Origin of the sequence: Pseudomonas syringae pv. tagetis (genome assembly GCF_022557255.1) — a bacterium.
Lineage (GTDB): Bacteria > Pseudomonadota > Gammaproteobacteria > Pseudomonadales > Pseudomonadaceae > Aquipseudomonas > Aquipseudomonas caricapapayae.
In genome coordinates this window covers 5,575,004-5,589,956 of the sequence record NZ_CP092923.1, presented here as the reverse complement: position 1 = coordinate 5,589,956, position 14,953 = coordinate 5,575,004, and the positions used below count along the sequence as shown (strand labels likewise).

Genomic DNA, 14,953 nt, shown 5'->3' with positions numbered 1-14,953 from the left:
GCCCAATGATTTTGCGGAGCTGGTGATGGCCGAACGTAAGGCGTACGTCGAGCGCAATACTCTGGAAACCCAGATCAAAGCCTCGATCAACCTGGATGGCACCGGAAAGGCCCGATTCGATATCGGTGTGCCTTTCCTTGAGCACATGCTCGACCAGATCGCCCGGCACGGGCTGATCGACCTGGACATCGAATGCAAGGGTGACCTGGCTATCGACGACCACCATACGGTAGAAGACGTCGGGATCACCGTGGGTCAGGCGTTCAGCCAGGCCATCGGCGACAAGAAGGGCATTCGTCGTTACGGCCACGCCTACGTGCCGCTCGACGAAGCGCTGTCGCGCGTGGTCATCGACTTCTCCGGGCGTCCCGGCCTGCAGATGCATGTACCGTATACCCGCGCCACTGTGGGCGGCTTCGATGTTGACCTGTTTCAGGAGTTCTTTCAGGGCTTCGTCAACCACGCCAACGTGACGCTGCACATCGACAACCTGCGTGGCACCAACACTCACCACCAGATCGAGACCGTGTTCAAGGCCTTCGGTCGTGCCCTGCGCATGGCGGTCGAGCTGGACGAGCGCATGGCCGGTCAGATGCCATCCACCAAGGGTGTGCTCTGATGCAGACGGTTGCGGTCATCGATTACGGCATGGGCAACCTGCACTCTGTGGCCAAGGCGCTGGAGCACGTAGGCGCGGGCCGTGTGCTGATTACCAGTGACGCCAAGGTAATTCGCGAAGCCGACCGTGTGGTGTTTCCGGGTGTGGGCGCGATTCGCGACTGTATGGCCGAGATTCGCCGCCTGGGCTTTGATTCGCTGGTCAGGGAAGTCAGCCAGGACCGCCCGTTTCTCGGCATCTGCGTCGGCATGCAGGCGTTGCTCGACAGCAGTGAAGAAAATAGCGGTGTGGACTGCATCGGTATGTTTCCCGGTCAGGTAAAGTTTTTCGGCAAGGACCTGCACGAAGACGGCGAGCACCTGAAAGTGCCGCACATGGGCTGGAATCAGGTCGCTCAGGCGGTGGATCACCCGCTGTGGCACGACATTCCGGACCTGGCGCGTTTCTACTTCGTGCACAGCTTCTATATCGATGCTGCCAATCAGCGTCAGGTGGTCGGGCGTGGTCACTATGGCCTCGATTTCGCCGCTGCGCTGGCCGACGGTTCACGTTTCGCCGTGCAGTTCCATCCGGAAAAAAGCCACACCCACGGCCTGCAGTTGTTGCAGAACTTCGCCGCCTGGGATGGTCGCTGGTAAGCGCATGAGCAAAGCCAAAGGCAAGCCACCGATCCTGACCCTTTCGCCCGAGCATGAGCAGCAGGCGATCGACAAGCTCAAGCGTCTGTTCGCAGACCGCTTCGAGCTTGACCTGGGCACATTCGAAGTGGCTGAGGTGCTTGAGCTGTTCACCCGCGAGATTGCCCCGCATTACTACAATCGCGCCATTTTCGATGTTCAGCAGCACCTCAAGGAGCGGTTCGAGAGCATCGAAAGCGACCTTTGGGCGCTCGAAAAGAATTGAAATACAAGCAGCTTTTAGCGTCGCGCTTCAAGCCGCAAGAATCAGTGAGTACGCATACTTGCAGCCAATCGCTTGCAGCTTGCCGCTCTTTTTGACCAAGGAAACAGCATGCTGATTATCCCCGCTATCGATCTCAAGGACGGCGCTTGCGTGCGTCTGCGTCAGGGCCGGATGGAAGACTCCACGGTGTTCTCCGATGACCCGGTGGCCATGGCCGCCAAATGGGTCGACGGTGGTTGCCGCCGTCTGCACCTGGTCGATCTGAACGGTGCGTTCGAAGGCCAGCCAGTCAACGGTGATGTGGTCACGGCCATCGCCAGACGCTACCCGAACCTGCCGATCCAGATCGGCGGTGGCATCCGCTCGCTGGAAACCATCGAGCACTACGTAAAGGCGGGTGTGAGCTACGTCATCATCGGCACCAAGGCCGTCAAGGAGCCCGAGTTCGTGGCTGAGGCCTGCCGTGCGTTCCCCGGCAAGGTGATCGTCGGCCTGGACGCCAAGGACGGTTTCGTCGCCACCGACGGCTGGGCTGAAGTCAGCTCGGTGCAGGTCATCGATCTGGCCAGGCGCTTCGAGGCCGATGGCGTATCGGCCATCGTTTACACTGACATCGCCAAAGACGGCATGATGCAGGGCTGCAACATTCCGTTCACCGCCGCATTGGCGGCTGCCACGCGGATCCCGGTGATTGCTTCGGGTGGTATCCATAATCTGGGCGATATCAAGGCGCTGCTCGACGCCAAGGCTCCGGGCATAATCGGCGCAATCACCGGTCGTGCGATCTACGAAGGCACGCTGGATGTGGCCGAAGCTCAGGCCCTCTGCGACCGCGAACAACGCTGAACAGCTGGAGATTGAACCTGTGGCCCTAGCCAAACGCATCATCCCTTGCCTGGACGTCGACAACGGTCGAGTGGTCAAGGGCGTCAAGTTCGAGAACATCCGGGACGCAGGCGATCCGGTGGAAATCGCTCGTCGCTACGATGAGCAGGGTGCCGATGAAATCACCTTTCTCGACATCACTGCCAGCGTCGACGGCCGTGACACCACGCTGCATACCGTCGAGCGCATGGCCAGTCAGGTGTTCATTCCGCTGACCGTTGGCGGCGGCGTGCGTACCGTGCAGGACATCCGCAACCTGCTCAATGCGGGTGCGGACAAGGTCTCGATCAATACTGCTGCAGTGTTCAACCCCGAGTTTGTCGGTGAAGCCGCTGCCCGCTTCGGGTCGCAGTGCATCGTGGTCGCGATTGATGCCAAGAAGGTCTCAGGGCCGGGCGAAACCCCGCGCTGGGAAATCTTTACCCACGGCGGACGCAAGCCCACCGGGCTCGATGCAGTGTTGTGGGCAAAAAAGATGGAAGAGCTGGGGGCCGGCGAGATTCTGCTGACCAGCATGGACCAGGACGGCATGAAAAACGGCTTCGACCTGGGCGTCACGCGCGCCATCAGCGATGCGCTGGGTATCCCGGTGATTGCTTCCGGCGGCGTCGGCAACCTTGAGCATCTGGCGGCCGGTGTCATAGAAGGCCACGCCAGTGCGGTACTGGCGGCGAGTATTTTCCATTTTGGCGAATACACCGTCCCCGAGGCCAAGGCCTACATGGCCAGTCGCGGGATTGTAGTGCGCTGATTCGCTGCGCTTAAAAACGAGTGTCGCTCGTTTCGGACCAAGGGTCTGAAATGACCGGCGCTCGTTTTTTTTCAGGCCCTGCGTCTCTGCTTTATTGTCTGTAAGCGACATCGCAGAGTACCGGGCTAGACAGTACATCGGGTTCACGGCACTCTGCATGCGTCGTTCACGATCGAGTGCCGGAATATGTTCAAACGTCTATTTCTTGCACTGATCGGGGCCGGAGTCTTGTTGAGTGAAGGTGCCCGAGCCGACGACCCGGTGCCTTACTCCATGGTGTTGCTGACCGAAAACTTCCCGCCGTTCAACATGGCGGTCGATGGCAAGAATTTCGCGCAGGAAACCAACATCGACGGCATTGCTGCTGAAGTGGTGCGCGAGATGTTCAAGCGCGCGAATATCGGCTACAGCATGACCCTGCGCTTTCCGTGGGACCGCGTTTACAAACTCGCGCTGGAGAAACCTGGTTACGGCGTGTTTTCCACCACCCGCCTGCCTGAGCGCGAGAACCTGTTCAAGTGGGTCGGCCCGGTAGGATCCTACGACTGGATCATGCTGGCGCGCAGCGACAGCCCCATCACATTGACGTCACTGGAGCAGGCCAGGGATTACCGGATCGGTGCCTACAAGGGCGATGCCATTGGCGAACGCCTCAACGCCATGGGCCTGAACCCGATCCTGATGTTGCGTGACCGGGACAATGTGAAAAAGCTCGCTAACGGCCAGATCGACCTGTGGGCGGTGGGCGATCCCGTTGGCCGCTATCTGGCCAAACTGGAAGGCGTCACGGGGTTCAAGATGGCGCTGCGTTTCAACAGTGCCGAGTTGTACCTGGCCGTCAACAAAAGCACGCCAGACGAAGTTGTCGCTCGCTTGCAGAAGGCACTCGACCAGATGCGCGCCGAAGGCTGGGTCGATGCCGTCAAGGCGCGCTATCAGTAATCGCTTACCCTGCCGCAGGCGACGGGATGAGGTCTTCGCGCAACGCGGATGGCTGACCGTTGATGTCGTGGGCGTAGGTGCAGATCTTCTCATCATGATCGGCTTCATTATCAACCCCTGATAAATGTGTCTTGGCCCCCATTATTGAGACACCTTCCTTTAAACCGGAATTGACACATTTATCAAGGCTGAAGCGGTGGTGGACATGTAAAGCAGGCTCGGCTTACCTCTGGTATTGAACATGCCGACGTCAGGAGGGCGTATTCATGTACCTGCTTCTGCTGAACCGAGCTGATTACAGTCAATCCTGATTCAAGTACGGCCTGATGGCAGACAGCCGTTGTGAGGGGTAAGGAAATCCGAGAGCGTTCACGGCACTCCACACGTCGGTATCTGTGAGCTTGAGTAAGCCCCAATCGGCAAAAAACTCCGTGAGGTTGCGTTTGGCGGCGATGGAAGCACTCAACACGAAATATTTAAGACCTGGGGTCGGGCCTGGATTTTCTCTGATGTAACGATGCCATGCAGGCATAAAGCCTTCGCCAAGTCCCTTGCGCAGTTGTTCAAATATTGCTTGCGGGTCAGACTCGGGCGCCCCGTAGGTTTTCGCGGTGCGTGGTAATGCCAGCCAATCCAGGGTGCCAGACCAGCGATCAGGGAAGACGTATGTGTATTCGTTTATATAGTGTTGGCTGACTGCAAGGGCATACAGATTAACGGAGACTTCGGCAAAGGGACCGTAGGAGATGTAAGAGGTTTGATAATGGTGTCCATATTCGTGCAGCGCGACCCATCGCTCAGTGGCCAGCCCCCCGAGTAGAGCCTCGCTGAACTCACCGATCGATTCTCTGTGGGGCAGGGCGATGTAACCTGTGGACGCATGGGGATTTGCACTGGCGGAGCCTTCCACCGCATAGAGCAAAAGAGCCGACCTTTTATGGATAGACGTGGAACCATCCTGCCCGCTGACCTCCGCTTCCAGGCGCATGACCTCCTCATGAGAATGCACTATGGCACTGGGGGCGACATGGGAAAACTTGAGCGTCGTGTCCCGTAATGCCGCAATAACCACGTGCGTCCCCACCAGCTCGACTTCAGGCGCATCGGTGAGGAGGAGCATTCTAAGCCATTGGAGTTGAGTGGTAACCCTATTGACGTAGTAGGGCATCGGGATCACCCCATTCCCGAAGGTTACCCGCGCTGCGCCGGTCGTGGGGCCGGTCAGCTTACGGATGTGAATGGCACCGCCCAACGGGTCTCGAATAGTGTTTAGCCCTCGGGTCAGACGCGTTGCCCGCATGTTCTCGGACTGCTCTGAAGGGTTGTTGCGGTTGGCCATGCCTTGTGTGCCGACCAGCAAGGTCAGGTTATCGACGTTGCCCCATGCCCATACCTGAATCTCTTGCCCTGCTGGCGCAAAGTAGCCGGTTGGCTGATAGTCGGCCTTGCGGAGCCACCAGGACATCTCGGCCTGCTCGGAAGCTGCGTCCTGCATGGGTCGAATAAGCAATGAGCGCGCGTGAGGGAATCCAAGCGTTGAATCCAGTGCGTAAGAGCAAGTATTTTGAGAATGGCTGCATATTCGGATACGCAAGGTATCGGCGGTATGCAGATAGTCAGGCGGTACGGACGGGTTGGAAAAGACTCCGCCGCTGACAATACCGATGCCTTTCCACTCTGTACCGGAAAATGCTTCTGCCCGCCCCGACTGCATAGTGGTTGAGCCACTGACTGAGAGGCTGTTGTCGGGGTTCCTGTGTGATGACAGGCGCGTCAGTATCGGGCGGACATGAAACGTCGTATCAGTGCCTGGAAAACCGGCTACACGCAGGCGGATGCGTTCAGGGTCTACAAGATAACTTGCAGGCACATCCGGATTAAGTAAACCCATGGCAACCGAGCCTATGGAGGCCCAGATGCCATCTGCTCTCAGTGCCTCTACCGTCGCGCCGTTTGCGCCGTAGATCGCGACAACGACCTCGACGCGATCATCTGAAACTGCCGCTATGTCGATTGCTACAATTGAAACTGCTTGCGTTGCCGGCGGTTCGGAGTCCGCTGTGGAGGTGACGCAGGTGAAGCCTTGCAACGCCCCCGCGCCAGTGATGGCTGAAGTGAAATCGCTCATCGAATGATACCTGTTGCTGCCCGGTCACTTCATGACCGAGGGAGAAATAGTGGGCAGATACGGGCCTGGACGTGATGGCCACTATGCTCGTGCCTGTGATTTTCTCGTACAACAGTGGGAGTGGTGGATATAGTCAGAGGGGATCTGCTATCGGATGTCCATACTGCCCAAACCGAGTAAACACAGTGTGTACCTGCCCTCGATCAAGGTGTACTGACAGAACTGACAGGTAGGTGTGGTTGTGCTTACTGCGTCAGCGATAAATCCCATTCTTGCCATGTGCTGCGCTCGCCTGGTTACCGCGCTCGCTGATAATGCTGCGCAGGTCGATCCATTCGACGCCCTGGGCCTTGAGTTTAGGTAACTCGCGCTCCAGCACGTCCAGCGTGACAGGGTAGGGATGACCGATAACCACTGCCGAACCGTGCTTGCGGGCGAGGTTGATAGCGGTCTGCAATTGTCGGCTGATGGCCTCTGCAGTGCGCTCGTCGTCCAGAAACACATCGCGCGAGACGCTGGCCAGACCGATACGCTGCGCCTCGGCTGCCGCCACGGTTTTCGCGCTGGTGCGGCTGTCCACGAAAAACAGATGGCGCCGTTGTAGCTCGGCCATCAGCCAGGCCATGGCGACCGGTTCGGCAGTCATCCGGCTGCCCATGTGATTATTGATACCGGCTGCATAAGGTACTTTCAGCAGGGCAGCGTTGAGACGGCTTTCCAGCTCAGGCAGTGGCAGTTCGGGATGCCAGGCGTATGGGCCTGTCGCGGGGTCCATCGGCATGTGCAGCATGACCGTCTTGCCTGCGCGATGAGCCTCGCGGGCAAACTCGGTGGCATGCGGGGTATCAGGCATGATCGCCAGCGTGACCGGGCCTGGAAGCGCCAGTGTGCGGCTGTCGCGCGCCGGATTCTGACCCAGGTCGTCAATGATCAGGCTGAGATAGGCTTTCGAGGGTTTTTCAGCCTGATCAGCTGGCGCTGCGTGGGCAGCGCCAGTGATCGAGAGGGCCAGAAGTAACAGAGCGAGAACACGCATCCGTCAATTGCCGCGGGTGATACTCAGCCCCTTCAGCAGGCTGAGTGCCTGACTGAGCTGGAAGTCGTCATCCTGCGGACGCGCCTTGGCTGCTGCGCCGCCTTTGAGGGTTGGCTTGTCGGCACCGCCGTTGCCATTGCCCAAGTGGCCCATCAGGTCGGCTTCCTTGTAGTTCTCGCCGTCGGCTTCGCTGGTGACCTTGGCCCGGCGCACCACGATGTCCGGATTGATGCCCTGAGCCTGGATCGAGCGGCCATTTGGCGTGTAATACAGTGCTGTAGTGATCTTCAGCGCGCGATCGTTGTTCAGCGGCAGGACGGTTTGTACCGAGCCTTTGCCGAAGGTGTCGGTGCCCATGAGAATCCCGCGTTTCTGATCTTGCAGGGCACCGGCAACAATTTCCGATGCCGAGGCACTGCCACCGTTGATCAGGACTACCAACGGCACGCCTTCGCTGGCATCTGCCGGATCGGCCGAGAAGCGCAACTCGGAGTTGGCGATGCGGCCTTTGGTGTAGACGATCAGGCCCTTGGTGAGGAAGTGATCCGCCACCTGCACGGCCGATTGCAGCACGCCGCCGGGGTTGTTGCGCAGGTCGAGGATCAGACCGCTCATCTTCTTGCCATTGTCCTTGCGGAATTTGGCCAGCGCCTTGCCGACTTCGTCACCGGTCTTGACCTGGAACTGGGTAATGCGGATATAGCCGTAGCCGTTTTCCAGCATCTGCGCCTTGACGCTCTTGACCTGGATGGTCGCACGCGCCAGCGTCACGTCAAACGGAGTACCACCGTCGCGCACCAGCGTCAGGGTGATCTTCTCGCCGATCTTGCCGCGCATCTTGTCGACCGCTTCCTGCATGTTCTGGCCCTGGGTCGGCGTGCCGTTGATCTTCACGATCAGGTCGCCTGCCTCAATGCCTGCCTTGGAAGCCGGTGTGTCGTCGATGGGCGAAACCACCTTGACGAAACCGTCTTCGACGCCCACTTCGATGCCCAGACCACCGAACTCGCCGCTGGTGCTTTCCTGCAGCTCCTGAAAGTCTTCCGGGCCGAGGTAGGCCGAGTGAGGGTCAAGGTTGCTGAGCATGCCCTTGATGGCGTTCTCAAGCAGGGTCTTGTCGTCCACCGGCTCGACGTAGGCTGCCTTGACCCGGTCCATGACCTCGGCAAAGGTACGCAGCTCGTCAAGTGGCAGCGGTGGCTTTGCACTGGCATTGGTCTTGGCGGGCGTGACTGCTGCAGGCGTGGCTGGCGCGGTCTTCTCGGCAGCTTGCGCCAGAGGCGCGCCGATAACGATGGCAATTGCCAGGGCCAGCGAGGTGAGGCGGGACAAATGCAGCATGTCTAACGAACTCCTACAGATATTGACGCCGACTTATCCTTGAGTGCGGCACCATTGGGCCGGATCGCTGGGGCGACCCTGCTGACGAATAGCAAAGTACAACGCTGCCGTGTCCTGACCGCCACTATTGCCGACCGTGGAAATCGCTTCACCGGCTTTTACAATGTCGCCTGCCGACTTGAGCAGGCTCTGGTTATGCCCATAGAGGGTGAGATAACCGTTGCCATGGTCGAGAATGACCAGAAGCCCGGCACCACGCAACCAGTCGGCGAACACCACTCGTCCGCCATGCACGGCATGTACCTGGCTTCCGGCTGCGGCGCTGATCATGACGCCGTCCCACTTGGTCCGTTCATCATCACCGCGGGCTTCACCGAAACGCGCAAGCAGTCGACCATCAACAGGCCATGGAAGTTTTCCTCTGGCCTCTGCAAAAGGTCCGCCGTAGGAAACTCCGGCACTGGAAACGACTGCGCCGGGGGCTTTGACCGGACGACGCGGTGCGGGTTCATCATCGCTTTTACTGCTGCTGCTATTGCTGTTGTTGCGTGCGACGGCTTCAGCTTCGCGCTGACGTTTCTCCTCCGCCTCACGTGCAGCAACCAGCGCTTTCTGGCGAGCCTCTTCGGCTTCACGTGCCTGCCGGGCCAGCGTTTCCTCGATGGTCTTGAGGACTTTGGCCAGATCGGCCTGATCCTGCTGACGGGCCTGCAGCTTCTGATCGCGGGCCTTGTAATCCTGGTTCAGCCTGGCCAGCGCCTGCTGGCGCTCCTGACGCACTTTGGCCAGCTCTTCGCTCTGACTCTCCAGGCTGCTCTTCTGCACCAGCAATTGAGCCTGTTGCAGGTCGATGTCTTTTTCGACATTGGCCAGCTGGCGCAGGGTTTCATTGAAGTTGCGCAACTGCTCCAGGCGCGCCTGGCTCAGGTAATCGTAATAGGTGAGGGTTCGGGCGAACTTCTCGGGGTGTTGCTGATTGAGCAACAGCTTGAGGTATTCCTGGCGGCCACTCTGGTAGGCGGCGCGGGCCTGGATAGCAATCAGGCGTTGCTGCTCTACACGAGCGCTGTTCAGTTTCTTTTTTTCACTGTCGAGCTTTTGCAGCTCGGCTTCCGTCTTTTTTAGTTCCTTTTGCAGGACCTCGACCTGCTTTTCCAACTTGCCCATTTCGGTTTCAGTGGTGCGCAGGTCCTTCTGGACGCCTGCACGTTCTTCCTGAAGCTTGCCCAGGACTTTTTGCAGCTCCGCCACATCCTGACGCGCAGCATCTATCTGTTTTTGGGTTTGCACGCGCTCGTCTTCGGCAAACGCCGGATTGAGCAGGCAGATCAGAGCAAGGGCAATCAAGGCGCGAAGCATGTGGATGGGCGATACCGAGGAATTGTGAGAAAAAATGTCAGGCCTAGTATGCCCGCCATGCGCTGCAAAAAAAACGCCCCGCAGCCACTGCTTTAGGGCTTGAATCATAAAAAACCGGCCTTGCCTGATGGCTATGGGCCGGTTTTCAGCGGTTTACTCTGCCACGAGGATCGAGTGGCCGGTCATTTCCTGCGGTTTCTCCATGCCCAGCAGGTGCAGCATGGTCGGTGCGACGTCAGCCAGAACGCCCCCTTCGCGGACTTTCAGCGGGCGTTTGCCAACGTATACGAAAGGGACCGGCTCCGACGTGTGCGCAGTATGCGCCTGCCCGGTGGAATCGTCGGTCATCTGCTCGACGTTACCGTGGTCGGCAGTGATCAAGGCTTCACCGCCGACTTTTTCCAGCGCCTGGGTAATACGGCCGACACACACATCCAGGCATTCCACCGCCTTGATCGCTGCTTCCATAATCCCGCTATGGCCGACCATGTCGCCGTTGGCGTAGTTGACGACAATCACGTCATAACGCTGATGCTCGATGGCATCGACAATTTTATCGGTCACTTCCGGCGCGCTCATTTCCGGCTGCAGGTCGTAGGTGGCGACTTTCGGCGATGGGATCAGAATGCGCTCTTCACCGGGAAACGGTTCTTCACGACCGCCGGAAAAGAAGAAGGTGACGTGGGCGTATTTTTCGGTTTCGGCGATGCGCAGTTGCGTCTTGCCGTTGTCTGCCAGGTATTCGCCCAGCACATTTTTCAGACTGCCCGCCGCGAAGGCCGAGGGTGCAGGGATGCTTGCAGCGTACTGGGTCAGCATCACGTAATTGACCTTGGGCTGGCGGGCGCGCTCGAAGTCCTTGAAATCGTCTTCGACGAACACGCGGGTCAGTTCACGGGCGCGGTCAGCGCGGAAGTTCATGAACACCACGGCGTCGCCGTCTTCCACGCGGGCAGGTTCGCCGATGCGCGTGGCCTTGACGAACTCGTCGTTCTCGTCACGTGCGTAAGCGGCTTCAAGCCCTGCGACACCGCTGTCTGCGTGGAATTCGGCGGTGCTGTCGACGATCAGACTGTAGGCAGTGGAGACGCGGTCCCAACGGTTGTCACGGTCCATCGCGAAGTAACGGCCAATGATCGTGGCGGTGCGGCCCTTGCCCAGACGCGCGAAGGTCTGATCCATCAGCTCAAGGGATTTTTTCGCGCTGCGCGGCGGCGTGTCGCGACCGTCGAGAAACGCGTGCAGGTAGATCTTTTCCGCGCCACGTTTGACCGCCAGTTCGGCCATCGCCACCAGGTGATCCTGATGGCTGTGAACGCCGCCATCGGACAGCAGGCCCATGATGTGCACAGCCTTGCCGGCGCTGACAGCTTTATCCACAGCGGCGCAGATGGTCGGGTTTTCGAAGAATTCGCCGTCGCGGATCGCTTTGGTCACCCGAGTGAAGTCCTGATACACCACGCGGCCGGCACCCAGGTTCATGTGCCCGACTTCGGAGTTGCCCATCTGACCGTCCGGCAGACCGACGTCCATGCCCGACCCGGAAATCAGGCCGTTGGGCATGGTCTGGTAGAGACGATCCATGACGGGCATCTTTGCCGCCAGAATGGCATTGCCTTCATGGCTTTCGCTGTGTCCGAAGCCATCCAGGATGATAAGAACCAGAGGTTTTGGCGTGGCAGTCATAGAACCCACTCGATGCTGATTGGATAAAGAGATAGACAAAGTACAAGGGAACGGCATTTTAAGGACAAGTTCAAACGGCGTCACTGCCGTACGGACTTTGGCCGACCTTGGCTGCTGTGTATACTGGCCGACATTTTAACGCCCTGGAACCTACTGATGGTTGCTCACCTGCTTGAATTCGCCACTAACCACTATTTGATCACCGGTGCCTTCGTCGTTCTGCTGGGACTGCTGATCGCGTACGAACTGAGCAAGGGCGGTGCCAGCCTGAGCACTCGCGAGCTGACCGCACTGGTCAACAGCGATCAGGGCGTGGTCATCGACGTGCGCTCGAAAAAGGATTTCACCGCAGGCCACATCGTGGGCTCCCTGAACTTTCCGCAGGACAAGGTACTGACCCGTACCGCCGAGCTGCAGAAATACAAGGACAAGACGTTGATCATAGTCGATGCAATGGGGCAGCATGCTGGCACCACCGCCCGTGAGCTGCTCAAGTCCGGCTTCAAGGCGGCCAAGCTGTCCGGCGGCATTTCCAGCTGGCGCGGCGACAATCTCCCTTTGGTGAAGTGAACATGGCTCAAGTCATCGTCTATTCCAGCGACTACTGCCCGTATTGCATACGCGCCAAGCAACTGCTGCAGAGCAAGAGCGTGGCCTTCGATGAAATCCGCGTGGACGGCAAGCCGCAGCTGCGTGCAGAAATGACCAAGAAAGCCGGTCGCACTTCTGTACCGCAGATCTGGATCGGCTCTACCCACGTGGGCGGCTGCGATGACCTGTTCGCTCTGGAGCGTGCCGGCAAGCTTGATGCGCTGCTGGCCTGATTCCCTTAAACTTTCAGCCCTACCTGACAAGGATCCGAGATGACCGATCAACCGAACAACGGCGCTGTTGCCAACGAAGAAAACGGCCCGCAATTTTCCCTGCAGCGTATCTACGTTCGCGACCTGTCGTTCGAAGCGCCAAAAAGCCCGGCGATCTTCCGTCAGGAGTGGACGCCGACCGTCAGTCTGGACCTCAACACCCGTCAGAAGCAGCTGGAAGGCGATTTCTACGAAGTCGTGCTGACCCTCTCCGTAACCGTCAACAACGGGGACGAAGTGGCCTTCATCGTTGAAGTGCAACAGGCCGGTATCTTCCTGATCAAGGGCCTGGACGATGGCGCGATGAGCCATACCCTGGGTGCGTTCTGCCCGAACATTCTGTTCCCGTATGCACGTGAAGCGATCGACAATCTGGTCGTACGCGGCTCGTTCCCTGCGCTGATGCTGGCCCCGGTGAACTTCGACGCCCTTTACGCGCAAGAGCTGCAACGCATGCAGGAAGCCGGCGAAACGCCGACTGTTCAGTAAGCGTTACCGCTGCAAGCAAAAAGCGCCTTTCGGGGCGCTTTTTTGTGTCTGTTCAAATAGCGGCGATTGACCACGCGTATCCTCGTGCATGGGTTTTACTGCGCATGCTGTTTGTATGCTTTTTATCGGGATGTTACTGACGACGCAGAGTGCGACATCAGTGACAGGGCGAAGGAACCCGACGCAGTCGGGCCGGAAACGGAGCCAGTGGATTTGGTTACTTTGGCCCCATCAAAGTAACTCGCCGAGGGGCGAAAAGCTGACCCGAGTCGAACGCAAATCCCCCTGACACCACAGAACCGCCGTATGACGCAGAGCGTCACGAACTGCGTGTCGACGCGGAGCGTCGGCACGATAATCATCAGTGCCTTCAGCCAAACTGCTCTAAAACGCTTTTCAACCGCGATCGCACAAACGACGCCGATTGCGACGTAAGTGACAGGACGAAGGAACCCGACGAAGTCGGGCCGGAAACGGAGCCAGGGGATTTGGTTACTTTGGCCCCCTCAAAGTAACTCGCCGAGGGGCGAAAAGCTGACCTGAGTCGAACCCCAATCCCCCTGACACCACAGAACCGCCGTGTGACGCAGAGCGTCACGAACTGCATGCCGACGCGGAGCGTCGGCACGATAGTCATCAATTTCCGAGCCGCGTCTTTAACCCAACTGCTCTAAAGTGCTTTTCAACCGCGATGGCAAAGACGACGCAGAGTACGACGTAAGTGACCCGAGTCGAACCCCAATCCACCTGACCTCTCAAAACCGCTTTGTGACGCGGAGCATTGGCACAAGTGTCAGTAAGATAATATCCATATGGACCGGCAAAGCCCCGCACTGGGGCCTAAGCAAATCCGTGCTGGCGCCAGGCCTCATAAACCGCCACGGCGACGGTGTTGGACAGATTCAGGCTACGGCAGCCTTCACGCATGGGCAGCCGCAGGCGGTTGTCACTGCTCAGCGAGTCGAGAATATCGGCGGGCAGGCCACGGCTTTCCGGGCCGAACAGAAATGCGTCACCTGGCTCAAAGCTGGCATCGTGAAAAGGTCGCGAGCCCTTGGTGGTGAAAGCGAACAGCCTCGGGTTGCCGATCTTCTCCAGACAGCTTGCCAGGTCAGCATGCGTCTGCAGCGTGGCATACTCGTGATAGTCGAGCCCGGCACGGCGCAAGCGCTTGTCGTCCAGCTCGAAACCCAAGGGTTCGATCAAATGCAGGGTGCAGCCACTGTTGGCGCATAGCCTGATGACATTGCCGGTATTCGGCGGAATTTCTGGTTGAAAAAGGATGACGTGAAACATGCACGGCTCCGAACGAAAGGACGGGATGCATTCTACCCCTGAAGAGGACCCGAGACCGAAGCTGTGGCCGCGTGTTCTTGGTTCGATGGCAATTGTCGGCTTTACCGTGGGCACCATTATCGGTCGTCTGCAGCAACCTGACCCGGTTGAACTGGAACAGATCGAGGAGTTGCCAGCCGGGCTGGCGCTCTGGTTCAACGAAGAACCGAAGTATCGCGGTGCCACTGTCGATGGTGCAGTGGTACTCAACGTCGATGCTTCAGGACAGCCGTGGACGGGCCAACTGAGGTTTGACAACAGGGTTGCACGCTGGAAGGTGGAACGAGGAGAGAATGGGTTGGTGCTGACGCTCCTGGCAGCCCGTCCACTTCATGGCGACTGGCGCACTGAGAAGGTGGACGGGCGCTGGAGACTGGAGGTCAGTCTCCGGGAGGAATAAAAGAGGGGAATCCCCGGCCTGCCTGTACCAAGGTCCCCAAAACTGGTGATGTAATACCTACTGCAGAGTGCGTGCCAGTTTTGAGAATTAATCCGAAAGAACAGGCTCGGCTAGTCATATCCGGTTAAGCACCGCTTGAGTCCTGAATCCCAAAAAATAAACAAACCATTGAATCTTATGGGTATTTTGTGAGGGTCAGATGCCTCGGGTTGATTT

At 58.6% G+C, this 14,953-nt stretch carries 16 protein-coding genes; 10 read left to right on the top strand and 6 right to left on the bottom strand.

The window, feature by feature from the left end:
- The first annotated feature begins 25 nt into the window (after positions 1 to 25).
- The 6 genes from hisB (at position 26) to MME58_RS24995 (ending at position 4,100) form a co-directional block, all read left to right on the top strand.
- On the top strand, positions 26 to 619 hold the full coding sequence (gene hisB / locus MME58_RS25020; protein ID WP_002551454.1) for an imidazoleglycerol-phosphate dehydratase HisB: 594 nt from the start codon (positions 26 to 28) through the stop codon (positions 617 to 619).
- On the top strand, positions 619 to 1,257 hold the full coding sequence (hisH, locus tag MME58_RS25015; RefSeq protein ID WP_055006263.1) for an imidazole glycerol phosphate synthase subunit HisH: 639 nt from the start codon (positions 619 to 621) through the stop codon (positions 1,255 to 1,257). Before hisB ends, hisH begins: the two co-directional genes overlap by 1 nt.
- Before the next feature lie 4 nt (positions 1,258 to 1,261).
- Positions 1,262 to 1,522 (top strand): DUF2164 domain-containing protein, encoded by a 261-nt coding sequence (locus tag MME58_RS25010; protein WP_055006264.1) that lies wholly within the window; start codon positions 1,262 to 1,264, stop codon positions 1,520 to 1,522.
- Between the two features lie 108 nt (positions 1,523 to 1,630).
- The gene (gene hisA, locus MME58_RS25005) at positions 1,631 to 2,368 is read left to right on the top strand and encodes a 1-(5-phosphoribosyl)-5-[(5-phosphoribosylamino)methylideneamino]imidazole-4-carboxamide isomerase (RefSeq protein ID WP_055006265.1); all 738 of its coding nucleotides are present in this window, start codon (positions 1,631 to 1,633) and stop codon (positions 2,366 to 2,368) included.
- A gap of 19 nt (positions 2,369 to 2,387) precedes the next feature.
- The gene (gene hisF, locus MME58_RS25000; protein ID WP_055006271.1) at positions 2,388 to 3,158 is read left to right on the top strand and encodes an imidazole glycerol phosphate synthase subunit HisF; all 771 of its coding nucleotides are present in this window, start codon (positions 2,388 to 2,390) and stop codon (positions 3,156 to 3,158) included.
- A 186-nt stretch (positions 3,159 to 3,344) separates the two neighbouring features.
- Positions 3,345 to 4,100, top strand: a complete 756-nt coding sequence (locus tag MME58_RS24995; RefSeq protein ID WP_055006266.1) for a substrate-binding periplasmic protein — start codon at positions 3,345 to 3,347, stop codon at positions 4,098 to 4,100.
- Positions 4,101 to 4,401: 301 nt separating this feature from the next.
- Here the strand turns inward: MME58_RS24995 and MME58_RS24990 are convergent, their stop codons facing one another.
- The 5 genes from MME58_RS24990 to gpmI form a co-directional block, all read right to left on the bottom strand.
- A complete protein-coding gene (locus MME58_RS24990; protein WP_055006267.1) occupies positions 4,402 to 6,228 on the bottom strand; it encodes a M60 family metallopeptidase in 1,827 nt (608 codons plus the stop codon).
- A 253-nt stretch (positions 6,229 to 6,481) separates the two neighbouring features.
- On the bottom strand, positions 6,482 to 7,264 hold the full coding sequence (locus tag MME58_RS24985; RefSeq protein ID WP_055006268.1) for a divergent polysaccharide deacetylase family protein: 783 nt from the start codon (positions 7,262 to 7,264) through the stop codon (positions 6,482 to 6,484).
- Positions 7,265 to 7,267: 3 nt separating this feature from the next.
- Positions 7,268 to 8,605: a S41 family peptidase gene (locus MME58_RS24980; RefSeq protein WP_054988638.1), complete on the bottom strand. Its 1,338-nt coding sequence runs from the start codon at positions 8,603 to 8,605 to the stop codon at positions 7,268 to 7,270.
- Between the two features lie 33 nt (positions 8,606 to 8,638).
- On the bottom strand, positions 8,639 to 9,964 hold the full coding sequence (locus tag MME58_RS24975; RefSeq protein ID WP_054988637.1) for a murein hydrolase activator EnvC family protein: 1,326 nt from the start codon (positions 9,962 to 9,964) through the stop codon (positions 8,639 to 8,641).
- Positions 9,965 to 10,117: 153 nt separating this feature from the next.
- Positions 10,118 to 11,650 (bottom strand): 2,3-bisphosphoglycerate-independent phosphoglycerate mutase, encoded by a 1,533-nt coding sequence (gene gpmI, locus MME58_RS24970; protein ID WP_055006269.1) that lies wholly within the window; start codon positions 11,648 to 11,650, stop codon positions 10,118 to 10,120.
- Positions 11,651 to 11,806: 156 nt separating this feature from the next.
- On the opposite strand from gpmI, the gene MME58_RS24965 reads away from it, so the two are divergent.
- The 3 genes from MME58_RS24965 to secB are packed head-to-tail and all read left to right on the top strand — an operon-like array spanning position 11,807 to position 13,002.
- Positions 11,807 to 12,220: a rhodanese-like domain-containing protein gene (locus MME58_RS24965; RefSeq protein WP_054988635.1), complete on the top strand. Its 414-nt coding sequence runs from the start codon at positions 11,807 to 11,809 to the stop codon at positions 12,218 to 12,220.
- A gap of 2 nt (positions 12,221 to 12,222) precedes the next feature.
- On the top strand, positions 12,223 to 12,474 hold the full coding sequence (grxC, locus tag MME58_RS24960) for a glutaredoxin 3 (RefSeq protein WP_054988634.1): 252 nt from the start codon (positions 12,223 to 12,225) through the stop codon (positions 12,472 to 12,474).
- A gap of 39 nt (positions 12,475 to 12,513) precedes the next feature.
- Positions 12,514 to 13,002, top strand: coding sequence for a protein-export chaperone SecB (gene secB, locus MME58_RS24955; protein WP_002551468.1), 489 nt, complete (start codon positions 12,514 to 12,516; stop codon positions 13,000 to 13,002).
- Between the two features lie 840 nt (positions 13,003 to 13,842).
- Here the strand turns inward: secB and trmL are convergent.
- Positions 13,843 to 14,298 carry a tRNA (uridine(34)/cytosine(34)/5-carboxymethylaminomethyluridine(34)-2'-O)-methyltransferase TrmL gene (gene trmL, locus MME58_RS24950; RefSeq protein WP_054986783.1) on the bottom strand — a complete coding sequence of 152 codons (456 nt, stop codon included), beginning with the start codon at positions 14,296 to 14,298 and terminating at the stop codon, positions 13,843 to 13,845.
- Here trmL and MME58_RS24945 point away from each other — a divergent pair.
- Positions 14,297 to 14,737, top strand: a complete 441-nt coding sequence (locus MME58_RS24945) for a hypothetical protein (protein WP_054986784.1) — start codon at positions 14,297 to 14,299, stop codon at positions 14,735 to 14,737. The genes trmL and MME58_RS24945 overlap by 2 nt on opposite strands.
- Positions 14,738 to 14,953 lie beyond the last annotated feature (216 nt).